This is a genomic window from Pseudomonas sp. MWU15-20650, from assembly GCF_023242475.1.
In the GTDB taxonomy this organism is placed as follows: Bacteria; Pseudomonadota; Gammaproteobacteria; order Pseudomonadales; family Pseudomonadaceae; genus Aquipseudomonas.
This window is the reverse complement of the sequence record NZ_JALJFG010000014.1, coordinates 55,447-68,593: the sequence shown is the minus strand read 5'-3', so window position 1 is coordinate 68,593 and position 13,147 is coordinate 55,447. Positions and strand designations below refer to the sequence as shown.

Annotated in this window: 9 protein-coding genes and 1 pseudogene; 3 read left to right on the top strand and 7 right to left on the bottom strand. The window is 59.8% G+C overall.

Annotation, left to right across the window (positions count from 1 at the left end; genetic code table 11):
* Positions 1-62: 62 nt before the first annotated feature.
* Together htpG and M5B43_RS13315 are read left to right on the top strand one after the other, a co-directional pair.
* Positions 63-1,967 (top strand): molecular chaperone HtpG, encoded by a 1,905-nt coding sequence (gene htpG / locus M5B43_RS13320; RefSeq protein ID WP_248750546.1) that lies wholly within the window; start codon positions 63-65, stop codon positions 1,965-1,967.
* Positions 1,968-2,033: 66 nt separating this feature from the next.
* The gene (locus M5B43_RS13315; protein ID WP_248750545.1) at positions 2,034-2,762 is read left to right on the top strand and encodes a dienelactone hydrolase family protein; all 729 of its coding nucleotides are present in this window, start codon (positions 2,034-2,036) and stop codon (positions 2,760-2,762) included.
* Between the two features lie 181 nt (positions 2,763-2,943).
* On the opposite strand, the pseudogene M5B43_RS13310 reads toward M5B43_RS13315, so the two are convergent.
* Positions 2,944-3,810, bottom strand: a pseudogene (locus tag M5B43_RS13310) (pirin family protein).
* A 64-nt stretch (positions 3,811-3,874) separates the two neighbouring features.
* Positions 3,875-4,291 (bottom strand): OsmC family protein, encoded by a 417-nt coding sequence (locus M5B43_RS13305; protein ID WP_248750544.1) that lies wholly within the window; start codon positions 4,289-4,291, stop codon positions 3,875-3,877.
* Between the two features lie 209 nt (positions 4,292-4,500).
* On the opposite strand from M5B43_RS13305, the gene M5B43_RS13300 reads away from it, so the two are divergent.
* A complete protein-coding gene (locus M5B43_RS13300) occupies positions 4,501-6,126 on the top strand; it encodes a methyl-accepting chemotaxis protein (protein ID WP_248750543.1) in 1,626 nt (541 codons plus the stop codon).
* Positions 6,127-6,184: 58 nt separating this feature from the next.
* Here the strand turns inward: M5B43_RS13300 and fabB are convergent, their stop codons facing one another.
* The 5 genes from fabB to M5B43_RS13275 form a co-directional block, all read right to left on the bottom strand.
* On the bottom strand, positions 6,185-7,405 hold the full coding sequence (gene fabB / locus M5B43_RS13295; protein ID WP_071486430.1) for a beta-ketoacyl-ACP synthase I: 1,221 nt from the start codon (positions 7,403-7,405) through the stop codon (positions 6,185-6,187).
* A gap of 11 nt (positions 7,406-7,416) precedes the next feature.
* Positions 7,417-7,932: a 3-hydroxyacyl-[acyl-carrier-protein] dehydratase FabA gene (gene fabA, locus M5B43_RS13290; RefSeq protein WP_003210552.1), complete on the bottom strand. Its 516-nt coding sequence runs from the start codon at positions 7,930-7,932 to the stop codon at positions 7,417-7,419.
* Positions 7,933-8,184: 252 nt separating this feature from the next.
* A complete protein-coding gene (locus M5B43_RS13285; RefSeq protein WP_248750542.1) occupies positions 8,185-10,083 on the bottom strand; it encodes an ATP-binding protein in 1,899 nt (632 codons plus the stop codon).
* Positions 10,080-11,009 carry an ABC transporter substrate binding protein gene (locus tag M5B43_RS13280; protein WP_248750541.1) on the bottom strand — a complete coding sequence of 310 codons (930 nt, stop codon included), beginning with the start codon at positions 11,007-11,009 and terminating at the stop codon, positions 10,080-10,082. The genes M5B43_RS13285 and M5B43_RS13280 overlap by 4 nt, the downstream gene beginning before the upstream one ends.
* A gap of 1 nt (position 11,010) precedes the next feature.
* Positions 11,011-13,131, bottom strand: coding sequence for a TonB-dependent receptor (locus M5B43_RS13275; RefSeq protein ID WP_349292372.1), 2,121 nt, complete (start codon positions 13,129-13,131; stop codon positions 11,011-11,013).
* Between the last annotated feature and the right edge of the window lie 16 nt (positions 13,132-13,147).

Below are 13,147 nucleotides of genomic sequence, written 5' to 3'. Positions count from 1 at the left end.
TGACAACCCGCCGCCAACCCTCAAGGGCGCGGCCACTGCCATCCAATTGGAGTTTGATGACGATGAGTGTGGAAACTCAAAAGGAAACCCTGGGCTTCCAGACCGAGGTGAAGCAACTGCTGCACCTCATGATCCATTCGCTGTATTCCAACAAGGAAATTTTCCTTCGCGAATTGATCTCGAACGCCTCTGACGCTGTTGATAAATTACGTTTCGAAGCCCTGTCCAAGCCTGAGTTGCTGGAAGGTGGCGCCGAACTGAAAATCCGTGTGAGCTTCGACAAGGACGCCAAGACCGTCACTATTGAAGACAACGGTATCGGTATGAGCCGTGAAGATGCGATCACCCATTTGGGTACCATCGCTAAATCCGGCACCGCCGATTTCATGAAAAACCTGTCGGGTGACCAGAAGAAAGATTCGCACCTGATCGGCCAATTCGGCGTGGGCTTCTACTCGGCCTTCATTGTTGCCGACAAAGTGGAAGTGTTCAGCCGTCGCGCCGGTCTCGACGCCAGCGAAGGCGTGCACTGGTCGTCCAAAGGCGAGGGCGAATTTGAAATCGCCACTGTCGACAAGGCCGACCGCGGCACTCGTATCGTGCTGCACCTGAAAGCCGGTGAAGATGAGTTCGCCGATGGCTGGCGCTTGCGTAACATCATCAAGAAGTACTCCGACCACATCGCACTGCCAATCGAGCTGCCGAAAGAGCAAACAGCGGCCGAAGGCGAAGAGAAACCTGCCCAGGAATGGGAAGTGGTCAACCGTGCCAGCGCCTTGTGGACCCGTCCTCGTACCGAAGTCACGGATGAGGAATACCAGGAATTCTACAAGCATATTGCCCACGACTACGAAAACCCGTTGAGCTGGAGCCACAACAAGGTCGAAGGCAAGCTGGAATACAGCTCGCTGCTCTACGTCCCGGCCCGCGCTCCGTTCGACCTGTACCAGCGTGAAGCGCCAAAAGGCTTGAAGCTCTACGTACAACGCGTGTTCGTGATGGACCAGGCGGAATCCTTCCTGCCGCTGTACCTGCGCTTTATCAAAGGCGTGGTCGACTCCAATGACCTGTCGCTGAACGTGTCGCGGGAAATCCTGCAGAAAGACCCGATTATCGACTCCATGAAGTCTGCGCTGACCAAGCGTGTACTCGACATGCTGGAAAAACTGGCGAAGAACGAGCCTGAGCAATACAAGGGCTTCTGGAAAAACTTCGGCCAGGTGATGAAAGAAGGTCCGGCGGAAGATTTCGCCAATAAGGAAAAAATCGCCGGTTTGCTGCGGTTTGCCTCGACTCAGGGCAACGGCGCTGAGCAAATCGTGTCGTTGGCCGAATACCTGGCTCGTGCCAAGGAAGGTCAGGACAAGATCTATTACCTGACCGGCGAGAAGTACGAAGCCGTCAAAGACAGCCCGCACCTGGAAGTCTTCCGCAAGAAAGGCATCGAGGTTCTGTTGCTGACCGACCGCATCGATGAGTGGCTGATGAGCTACCTCAGCGAGTTCGACGGCAAGACCTTCGTCGACGTGGCCCGTGGTGACCTGGACCTGGGGAACCTGGACTCCGAAGAAGAGAAGAAAGAAGCCGAAGAAGTCGCCAAGGCCAAAGAAGGTTTGGTTGAGCGGATCAAGACGGCATTGGGTGATGCGGTCAGCGAAGTGCGGGTTTCCCACCGTCTGACGGATTCCCCGGCGATCCTGGCCATCGGTGAGCAAGACCTGGGCATGCAGATGCGCCAGATCCTGGAGGCCAGTGGTCAGAAGGTTCCGGATTCCAAGCCGATCTTCGAATTCAACCCGGCTCACCCGCTGATCGAGAAACTCGATGGCGAGCAGAGCGAAGAACGTTTTGGCGACCTGTCGCACATCCTCTTCGACCAGGCCGCCCTGGCTGCCGGCGACAGCCTGAAAGACCCGGCCGCCTATGTGCGTCGACTGAACAAGCTGTTGGTTGAACTGTCGGTTTAACACCGTTGTAGAAAAACCCGCTTCGGCGGGTTTTTTCGTTCTTGTGTACCTCAACTGGAGTAAATGATGAGCCAAGTCACAGTGCGTTCCGTGGTCTATCAGATTGATGGTCAGTCTTATGAAAGCCGCCTTGTGTTCGACGCCAGCCACAAAGGCCCGCTGCCGGGCCTGCTGATGGCGCCGAACTGGATGGGGGTGAGTGCGGGGGCCGAGGCGATCGCTAAAAGCGTTGCCAGTAAGGGCTACGTGGTGTTGATCGTTGACCTGTACGGTCAACAGGTACGCCCCTCGAACGGTGACGAAGCCGGCGCGGCGATGATGCCATTGAAGAATGATCGTCCACTGCTGAACAAGCGTATGCAGGCGGCACTCGAGCAACTGCAAGGCCAGACCGAAGCGGCGGTGGATACATCAAAGCTTGCGACCTTTGGTTTCTGCTTCGGTGGCTGCTGCTCCCTGGAACTGGCCCGCACCGGTGCACCGTTGAAAGCGGCGGTTTCGTTCCATGGCTCGCTCGACACACCGAACCCGGCGGATGCGAAGAACATCAAGGGTTCAGTGCTGGTGCTGCACGGCGCCTCTGACCCATTGGTGCCCAAAGAGCAATTGCCGGCGTTCGAAGACGAGATGAACGCGGCGGGTGTGGATTGGCAGTTGCTGAGCTATGGCGGCGCGGTGCATTCCTTCACCGATCCTCACGCCAATGTGCCAGGCAAGATGATGTACGACGCGAAGACAGCCGCACGGGCCTTCCAGTCGATGCATAACTTGCTGGATGAAGTGTTCAAGGGCTAAATCTTCAGCGTCTGTTCCGGCGTCATCGGGGCAAGCTCCCTCCCACATTTCAGGCCTCGTTCACTTTGCTCCAGCGTCCTTCTTTAGCCGCCACGCTGTTTCAAAGTCGGTGCCACCTGCGCCTTGCGCTCACTTGAAAGCGTAGGTGATCTAAATGTGGGAGGGGGCTTGCCCCCGATCGCTATCTCACAGGCAACTCAATTCTTTCAGTTTCACCCGGCACCGTCGGCCAATCCCCGGCCGCCCATCGCTGCCTGGCCTGTTCAATCACCGCTGGGTCACTGGCGACAAAATTCCAATTGATCCGCCGCGGCCCATCCAGTGGTGCGCCGCCAAATAGCATCAGGTGGCAGTCGGTCTCGGCAAACAACATCATCTCCTGCCCAGCCGGCAATACCGCCAGGCTATGTACCTCCAGTGCCTCACCGTCCAGTTGCGCTTCACCCTCCAGCACATACACCGCGCGTTCCTCGTGCTCATCGGGGATCAGTAGCGTGGTAGCGGTTTACATCTGCACGTCGGCGTACAACGTGGGCGACAGCACCGGTACCGGCGACTTGAGGCAGAACCCATGACCGGCAATCAGGCGGACCTGTACGCCCAGGTTATCGCTGACCGGCAGGCTCGCCGCTGGATGATGGCTATAGTGCCCCGGGCCGGTTTCGTGGTCTTTGGGAGAGGCCAGCCACACTTGCAGACCGTGCAGGCTGAAACCACGAGCCTTGAGTGTCTCGGGGGTACGCTCGACATGGGCGATGGCGCTGCCTGCGGTCATCCAGCTGACATCGCCGGCCAGTACCACCTGGTCAGAGCCCAGGCTGTCCTTGTGCTGCAAGGCGCCCTCAAACAGATAGGTGAGGGTGGACAGCCCGATATGCGGGTGTTGGCGAACATTCATGCCTGTTCCTGGGGCATAGCGGGTGGGCAGCATGTGGTCGAAAAACACAAAGGGCCCGACGCTGCGGCATTCGCGAGACGGCAACGGACGCAGGATCGGTTGGCCTTCGACATCTTCGGCTCGAGGGCGGATCACGGTAAGGGCGGTCATGGGGCATCCCTGTCTGAGCGGGTTAGATGACACTGAGCATAACCCGCTCGGCGGGAAGTTGGCGTTATTGGCTGAAAGCGCCTTCCGATAATTTTGTCTCGATGGTGATTTCGGCGGTGGTCATTAGCTTGTGTACCGGGCAGCGATCAGCCACACGGTGCAGCTCATCGCGCTGCGCATCGGTGAGCACGCCCTTGAGGGTCAGTTTGACGTTGAGCTTGTATTTGCCCTTTTGCTCCTCGGTGCTGTCATGGCTGACCTCCACGGTGACGCCGGTGAGGGGGATATCTTTCTTCTGTGCGTAGAGCTTGACGGTCAGTGCCTTGCATGAGGCCAGTGCGGCATCGAAGTAGTCGTGGGGAGACGGCGCCGAGTCGTCGCCGCCCAGGCTCTTGGGCAGGTCGGTGAACAGCTCGTGGTGGTTGATATTCACGCTATGGCGAAAGTTATCGTGGTTCAGGGTGTTAACGGTAACAGGCATGGTGAACCTCACTAGGGGCGGGAAGAAGGTCATGCAGTTATAGAGCATTCGAGGCGAGCGGCGTTCCGCATTTTTTCCCGGCGGGTTTTTGACGCGATCGTAAGGCGTTTTGATATTACGTTTTCGTCTTACACAATTTCGCTAAAGGGCCGATACCTTTCAGGAGACTTGCTGCAGGTGGATGCAGCGCATTCGAAAGGAATCCTGGCATGAGTATCCGTAGTCTGAATATCGCCCCACGCGCTGGCTTGGGCTTTGGCGTGCTGGCATTGATGGTGTTTGCCTTGGGCGGTTTCGCCCTGTTGCAGATGGCCAATATGCGTCAACAGTCGGACCAGGTGGAGAATAATTGGCTGCCCAGCGTGATGGCCGTGGGAGAAATGAACCAAGACCTGCTACGGGTGCGTGCATTGACCCTGCGTTTGCTGCTCAATCGCGACCCGCAGGCGCTGGCACAGAATGAGCAGAAACTCACCGAACTCAAAAATGGCCTGCACCACGCGCAAACCCTGTATGAGGGGCTGATCGTCCTGCCGCAAGAGCGCACGCTGTTCGATCGCTTCAAGGTCGAAGAGCAGCAATACCTGCAACGCCAGGGGCAGGTCATGGCGTTTTCCAAGGCGAATCAGTTGGACGAGGCGACCAAAGTGGTCAACGGCGAGATGAATCAACTCGCTGATGCGCTGACCGGCACCTTGCGTGAACTGGCCAACCTCAATAAAACCAGCGCCAACCAGGCCGCGAGCCTGGCGCAAAACGTGTTCAGCCAATCTCGCATTTGGGTGATTGGCATGATCGTCGTCACGGCGCTGATCACTATCGGGCTGGCGGTGTGGTTGACGCGCAGCATTGTGCTGCCGTTGGCGCAGTCGCTGAAAGTCGCCCAGGGGGTGGCCAGTGGCGACCTGACCGGTGACATCAGTGTGACGGGGAGCGATGAGCCAGCGCGCTTGCAGCAGGCCCTCAAGGGGATGCAGGAGAACCTGCGCGATACCATCCGGCGCATTGCCGAGTCTTCGAGCCAACTGGCGTCTGCCTCCGAAGAGCTCAGTTGTGTAACCGAGGATGCCACTCGCGGCCTGCACCTGCAGAACCAGGAGATTGAACAGGCGGCCACGGCGGTCAATCAGATGACTGCGGCGGTGGAAGAGGTGGCGAGCAACGCCGTGGCTACTTCCCAGGCGTCACGCGAGTCTGACCGTTTTGCCCAGCAAGGGCGTGAGCAGGTGCGTCAAACGGTGGTGTCGATTGAGGCCCTGGCCACGGATGTGACGGCTAATGCGACCCAGGTCGAGGATCTGGCGCAAAAGGTCTACGGCATCAGCAAGGTGCTGGACGTGATCCGCTCGATTGCCGAGCAAACCAACCTGCTGGCGCTGAACGCGGCGATTGAGGCTGCGCGAGCCGGGGATGCCGGGCGCGGTTTTGCGGTGGTGGCGGACGAGGTGCGGGCCTTGGCCCATCGCACGCAGCAGTCGACCCAGGAAATCGAACAGATGATCGGCGCAATTCAGCAGGGGACCGACCAGGCTGTCAGCTCGATGCAGCAGAGCAATGGCCGCGCACGTTCGACGCTGGAGATCGCCAAGTCGGCGGGCACGGCACTGGAGGAGATTGCCTCGGCGTTCACCCTGATCAACGAGCGTAATTTGGTGATTGCCAGCGCGTCGGAGCAGCAGGCGGCGGTGGCGAGGGAGGTGGATCGCAATTTGATGAATATCCGCGACCTGGCACACCAGACCTCTACCGGGGCGAATCAGACGAGTGCGGCGAGCCTGGAGCTGTCGAGGTTGGCAGTGGATCTGAATACGATGGTGGCGCGCTTTTCCGTGTAGCAGAATGAAAAAAGCCCCGAACCAGTCAGGGCTTTTTCAGGCGATCAACCTGCGGGGCTCACTTGCCCTGCCAGCGTTTCAGCACCAAGGTGGCGTTGGTGCCACCGAAGCCGAAGCTGTTGCTCATCACGGTGTCGATCTTAGCGTTCTCGACGGTCTTGGTCAGGATCGGCATATCGGCGACAGCCGGATCGATCTCTTCGATGTTGGCGGAACCCGCCATGAAGTTGCCTTCCATCATCAGCAGGCAGTAGATCGCTTCGTGAACGCCGGCGGCGCCCAGGGAGTGGCCGGACAGGCTCTTGGTGGAGCTGATGGCCGGAGCCTTGTCGCCGAATACCGCACGCACGCCTTCCATTTCCTTGGCGTCGCCGACCGGAGTGGAGGTGCCGTGGGTGTTCAGGTAGTCGATTGGCGTATCCACGGTGGACATCGCCATCTGCATGCAGCGGATGGCGCCTTCGCCGCTTGGCGCAACCATGTCGTAGCCGTCGGATGTCGCGCCGTAGCCGACGATTTCCGCGTAGATCTTCGCGCCGCGGGCCAGAGCGTGTTCCAGTTCTTCGACCACCACCATGCCGCCACCGCCGGCAATGACGAAACCGTCACGCTTGGCGTCGTAGGCACGGGAGGCTTTTTCCGGCGTTTCGTTGTACTGGGTAGACAGCGCGCCCATGGCGTCGAACAGGAACGACTGGCTCCAATGTTCTTCTTCACCGCCACCGGCGAACACGATGTCCTGCTTGCCCAGCTGGATCTGCTCGACAGCAGTACCGATGCAGTGAGCACTGGTGGCGCATGCCGAAGAAATCGAGTAGTTCACGCCCTTGATCTGGAACGGCGTGGCCAGGCAGGCCGAAACGGTGCTGCCCATGGTCCGCGTGACACGGTATGGGCCAACGCGCTTCACGCCTTTTTCGCGCAGGATGTCCAGCGCTTCCATCTGGTTGAGGGTCGATGCGCCGCCGGAGCCGGCGATCAGGCCGGTGCGTACGTTCGATACCTGGTCTTCGCTCAGGCCGGAGTCGGCGATCGCGTCTTTCATGGCCAGGTAGGCATAAGCGGCAGCGTGGCCGACGAAGCGATAGATCTTGCGATCGATCAGTTCTTCGAGGGGCAGGTCGATGGAGCCGGAAACCTGGCTACGCAGACCCATTTCGGCATATTCCGGGTTGAAGCGGATGCCAGGGCGACTTGCACGCAGGTTAGCGGTGACGGTCTCTTTGTCATTGCCCAGGCAAGAAACAATGCCCAGACCAGTGATAACGACGCGGCGCATGCGGATAACCCTTAAAAGTTGTCAGTTGAAGTGAATACGCCGACCCGAAGGCCTTCGGCAGTATAGATCTCGCGACCGTCGACAGTCACCGAACCGTCGGCGATGGCCAGGTTCAGCTTGCCCTTGAGGACGCGCTTGATTTGAATGTTGTAGGTGACTTTCTTGGCGGTCGGCAGGACCTGGCCAAAGAACTTCACTTCGCCTGAACCCAGGGCGCGACCGCGGCCCGGCAAACCTTGCCAGCCGAGGTAGAAACCGACCAGTTGCCACATGGCATCGAGGCCCAGGCAACCAGGCATCACAGGGTCACCTTCGAAGTGGCAGGCGAAGAACCAGAGGTCAGGGGTGATATCCAGCTCGGCGACCAATTCACCTTTGCCGTACTTGCCACCCTCTTCGCTGATATGGGTGATGCGATCCACCATCAGCATGTTCGGGGCGGGCAGTTGCGCGTTACCTGGGCCGAACAGCTCACCGCGACTGCAGCGCAGCAGATCTTCCCGAGTAAAGGCGTTTTGTTTGGTCATGCGAGCTCCTCAATAATCCCATGCGGCAGGGTGGGGCAAATCTTCCCGGACCGAATGAAGCGTTTACGCCTCATATCGGCAGCCTACACATAGACTATTGCGTTGTAGTGAAAGTCACAGCGTTAAGGTACTGAATGTACACTTGTTCACTGAAATTTTAAACCGGCCCTGTTTATCGGTCCGTTTGGGTGCCTAAGACTGCCGCACTTTCGTCTTTCACGCCAGTCGCAGTTGGCTGATGTTGCCGCGCTATCACACCCAGCGCTGCAGGATTTTCTGCAAATCCGTACGTTTGAACGGCTTGGCCAGGTAATCGTTCATTCCCGCCGCCAGACAGGCTTCGCGATCGCCCTGCAAGGCATTGGCGGTGAGGGCGATGATGGGTAGGTCAGCGCAGCCGGGCAGTTGGCGAATTTGCCGGGTCGCTTCGTAGCCGTCGATCAGCGGCAGGCGGCAGTCCATCAGGATTGCGGTGAAAATCAGGCTTTCGGCGCTGCGGATCGCCTCGGCGCCATCGGTGGCCAGGCTGACTTCAAAGCCCAGGCTGCGCAGCATCGCTTCGACCACGGTGCGGTTGACCGGGTTGTCTTCTACCAGCAACACGTGGCGCCCATCGCCGGCGCTGGCTTTGCCAGTGCCGTCCGGGGTGATGGCCGGCAGGCTTTGTTGGTCAATGGCCAACGGAATTTCCAGGGTAAACACCGAGCCACGGCCTTCTTCGCTCTGGGCACGTAAGGTGCCTCCCATGCGTTCGGCCAGGGTACGGGCGATAGGCAAGCCCAGGCCGGTGCCCCCGTAACGTCTTGAAATGGAACTGTCGGCCTGCTGGAACGCGTCGAACATCAATTCCAGGCGTTCAGCAGAAATCCCGATGCCACTGTCGCGCACCGTGCAGGTGAACCAGACCAGTTCGTGGTCCAGGGTTTGCCAGTGGGGCTCGACGGTAACGGTACCGTGCTCGGTGAATTTCAGCGCGTTGCCGATCAGGTTCACCAGGATTTGCCGGATACGCGTCGGGTCACCCTGTACGCGCAGGGCGTCCATGCCCATGGGGATCGGCAGCTCCAGGGCCAGGCCCCGCTGCTGGGCAATATGTTGGAAAGCCTGGGCGCAACTGCTGATCAGGTCGGCCAGGTTGAATGGAATATGTTCCAGTTCCAGCGCGGCGCGTTCAATACGCGAGAAGTCGAGGATGTCGTTGATCACCTTGAGCAGGTGTTCGGTGGACTCGGAGGCCAGCGCCGCGTACTCGGTCTGCTCCTCGGTCATCTCGGTGGTTTCCAGCAGTTGCAGCATGCCCAGTACACCGTTCATCGGCGTGCGCAGTTCATGGCTCATCATGGCCAGGAAATCCGACTTGGCATTGTTTGCCTGTTCGGCTTCTTCGCGGGTCTGGATCAACTGGGCCATGGCCTGTTGCTGTTCGCGGCTGGCCTGGTGAAGGCCCTCGGCCAGGTTGTTGATATGCCGCGACAGGTCGCCCAGTTCGGAGTCATCGACAATCGGCAGCGGTGTCTTGTAGTCGCCTTGCTGGATGGCCTTGACCGCATGCCCCATGGCGCTGATCGGCTGCGACAGGCTCGCCGCCAGGCGCCGTGCCAGCAGGAAGGTAAACAGCAGGGCGAACAGCGCCAGGATACCGGCCTTGAACAGGATTTCTTGCTGGCGTTGGCTGAACGCGTCGTTGGACATGCCGACGATCACCCGGCCCAGGTAATCCGCCCGGGGTGCCTTGGGTTCGTTGAGGTTGTCCTGGAAAAAGTCACTGCCTAACTGGATATGTTGCAGCCGGATCGGCGCCTGGAACACCTTGACCGACAATGACCGGTCGTGTTTCTCAGAGGGTTGCTCGACGTACACCAGGATGTTCTCGGCGCTGTCCTGAATCTCCAGGAAGCGCACGTGGGGCGTGGCCAGGGTGGCGCGGAGCAAGGCGTCGAGCACATCGTTGTTGCCGGAAATCACACCATACTCGGTGGCCGGCGCCAGTTGGTTGGCGATCAACTGACCGGTGTGGTCCAGTTCCTGGCGCAGATCCTGGATCCGCACGAAGGTAAAGAAGCTGATTAACAGCAGGGTCAGCAACAGCGCAGGGCCCAGGGTAATGAGCTGGGTGCGGGTGTTGATATCCCAACGACGACGCAGGGTCATGGACGTTTTTCTCCTTCGGCCAAGCGTGCGGCGACGGCGGCTTCATTGACCTGTTCGATCCCCAGTGAGCGCGCGACTTGCGGGTTGCCCACGACTTTGAAGTGTTCCGGGTAAAGCGTGCGCGGCCAATTGGCAGGCGGATGGTCCAGCAGTCGGTCCAGGACAGCGAGCCAATCAGACTGATCGCTGTAGGTGCTGGCCAGGCTGCCGGCTCTGACAAATCCGGCATTGGGCCCCACCAACGGCAACTGTTGGGCATAGCTGCTCAGCAACAGGTTTTTGGCGGTCTTGGGGTTGTAGAGCTGCGGGTCGTCGAGGCCCAGCAGCACGTCGCTGTTCTTGAACAGGGTTTGCAGCGGGCGGCTGTCACTGGTGTTGTCCCAGAGCTGGGGGACGATTTCCAGGCCCATGGGCTTGGCGAACTGGATTAACTCAGGCAGCAGGAACTCGCTGTCGGGGCCATAGAGCACACCGATGCGTTCGGCCTGAGGCAGGATATTGGCAATCAGCTGCAACTGACGCGCCAGCGGCGGGTCGCTCCACAGCAGGCTGATTTTGGCCGGATGAGTGCTCCCCAGGCGTTGACGCGCTTGCAGGCGGCTGATGCGCAGCACCAGGGTCGGCGGCCCTTGGGCATCCTGCAGGCGCCAGTCGAGGCCCGGCAGGTCGAGGAGGATCACGCGGGTGCTGGCGGGCAACTGGCTTGGGGCCGGCAAGTCTTTGAGCGGGGTGAAGGTGACATGGTCTTCGGGGCGCTGCTGGGCAAGCGCCTGGGTAAAGGCTTGCACGCCGGCACCGTCTTCGGCGGCGGTCAGCAGGATATCGGCGCTCCACGCAAAAGGCGCCAGCAGCAGGCACGCCAGCAGCAGGCCGTGACGCCACAGCCGTATCGTCAGGAAGTGGGTCATCGGTGACAGATCGCCCATGTCAGAACTCTAACTCCGCGCTGAAGTAGAGTACGTGGCGACTGTCGTAATTGTTGTCGGCCCAGGTCGTGGGCTGGCTGTCGAGGCGTTGTTGCAACATGCCGGCCAGCTCCACGTTGGCTTTGCCCAGGGCAATGCGCTTGGCTACCCGCATGTCGACCCGTTCGAAGCGATATTGGTTGAGGGCGTCGTCGCCATAGTAGAACAACGCACTGGACCAGCCCTGGCCCCATTCACGCAGCCAGCCGGCCGAGCCGCTGTTACGTGCGGTTTGCACCTTGTCCCGTGGGTTGCTGGAGGTGGCGTCGACGTAAGCATAGGTCAGGCGCAGGCGGTCGGCGTTGCTCATGCGCCAGTCGAACTGTGATTCGGCACCCGTGAAGCGCGAGCTGTTGGCATTGCTGGCGATGTATTGGTTGTTACGCAGCGGTGAGCTGATCATGTCGGTGATTTCGTCATAGAACAGCTTCACGTCGATATTGAGCCCCAAGTCGGCAAAAAAACCGTTGTAGCCCAACTCTCGGGAGCGCATCAACTCTTTATCGAGGTTGCCGGGGCCGCGTGTTACCACAAAATATTGCCCGGAGTTTTGCCCATAGGCCGGCGAGCTGAGATTGGTGACACGGTAACTCCAGTTGACGTTGTTCTCGAACATGTCCGGTGAGCGGATCGCCTCGGAATACACCGCGCGCAGGCCATGGCGTGGGTTGATCAGGTAGTTGACCGCCACACGAGGTGTCAGCGAGTTGCCGCTCAAGTACGTGTCTTCATACATGGCGCCGCCTTGCAGCAGCCAGTGTTCACTGGCGCGCCATTCCAGTTGCCCGAACAGGCGCCAGGTAGTGTCGTCCAGTGTGCCATTGAAGTAAGTGTCGGAGTCGGCACGGTCGTAGCGGTAATTCATGCCACTGACCAGGCGCAGGCTGTCGGAGAGGCTGAGCGTGTCCTGGACCTCCAGGTCGTAGCGGCTTTCGCGGGTGCTTTGGTTGATGTCGCCGCACACGCTCTGGTTGGCACCGTTGCGCCACTGGTCCAACACCTGGTTGCCCAATGCCTGTTCGGCGGCGCTGCCGGGTGGGGCTGTGCCTTGGCTGAAGGTATCCATATGTCGCGCCAGCAGTTCGGCGTAGTTGGGGTTGAGTTGCCACAGCTGGGTCAACTCCGGGCTGAACGAGACCTTGGCATCACAGGCTTTCCAGATTTGCCGGCGGTCCCATTGTTGGGCCGAACCCTGGATGTACAGGCTGTGGTCGGGATTGAAGTCGAAGTTCCAGCGTACAGAGCCCGCGTAGTCCTTGGCGGTAGCGTCGGAATTGGTACCACCTTCGGTAATCCCGTCAAATACCGGGGTGTAGGTATAAGGGCGCTGATTGGTGCCTTCCTTGACGTTCAGTTGCCAATCGAGGCTCTGTTGCGTGTTCAGGGTCTGGCTCACTGCCAGGCTGAACCGGTTGAGGCGGCGACCGTCACGCCGATCGGCGCCGACGGCGTCGCTGTCAAAACCATCGTCCTGTTGCCCAGACAGGGAAAGGCGCAAATTGCCGGTTTCCCAGCCAACGCCCTGGCTGGCATAGAAGTCGTTGATCCCGCGCTCGCCACGGGTGATCTTCACCCGCGAGCCCTGGCTGTTGGCCGGCGAACGGGTGAGGATATTCACCACCGCCATTAACGCATTGGCGCCGTAGCTGACGGTGTTGGGGCCGCGAAATACCTCGATGCGTTCGATATCTTCCATGGCCACTGGAATATCGCTCCAGTCCACGGTGGCCAAGCCCGCGCGGTACACCGAGCGCCCGTCGATCAAGACCTGCATGCGCCGTGCATCGCTGGCGCTGGTGCCGTGGTAGTTCACTGCCGCCTGGTTGCCGGTGGTGTAGCCGACCATCATTCCGGGGACCAGCCGCAGCAGTTCCGCGATGTCCCGTGCGCCGCTGGCCTTGATCAGTTCGCTGTCGATTACCGTCATGCTGCCGGGCACGGCGGCGGCCGATTGCTTGAGGCGTGTGGCGGTCAATACCTGCGGCAGCGGTTGGCTGTCGAGGAACAGATCGTCGGCCAGCAACGGGCTACTGCACAGCAGCATTAACAGCAGATAGGGGCGGCGAGGGGGCCCAAAGTACACGGCGCGGCCTTGATAA

Bases quoted from the DNA above. Each gene is read 5' to 3' on its own strand.
- htpG (WP_248750546.1), top strand. From the start codon at position 63: ATGAGTGTGGAAACTCAAAAGGAAACCCTGGGCTTCCAGACCGAGGTG.
- M5B43_RS13315 (WP_248750545.1), top strand. From the start codon at position 2,034: ATGAGCCAAGTCACAGTGCGTTCCGTGGTCTATCAGATTGATGGTCAG.
- M5B43_RS13305 (WP_248750544.1), bottom strand. From the start codon at position 4,291: ATGCCTGTTACCGTTAACACCCTGAACCACGATAACTTTCGCCATAGC.
- M5B43_RS13300 (WP_248750543.1), top strand. From the start codon at position 4,501: ATGAGTATCCGTAGTCTGAATATCGCCCCACGCGCTGGCTTGGGCTTT.
- fabB (WP_071486430.1), bottom strand. From the start codon at position 7,405: ATGCGCCGCGTCGTTATCACTGGTCTGGGCATTGTTTCTTGCCTGGGC.
- fabA (WP_003210552.1), bottom strand. From the start codon at position 7,932: ATGACCAAACAAAACGCCTTTACTCGGGAAGATCTGCTGCGCTGCAGT.
- M5B43_RS13285 (WP_248750542.1), bottom strand. From the start codon at position 10,083: ATGACCCTGCGTCGTCGTTGGGATATCAACACCCGCACCCAGCTCATT.
- M5B43_RS13280 (WP_248750541.1), bottom strand. From the start codon at position 11,009: ATGGGCGATCTGTCACCGATGACCCACTTCCTGACGATACGGCTGTGG.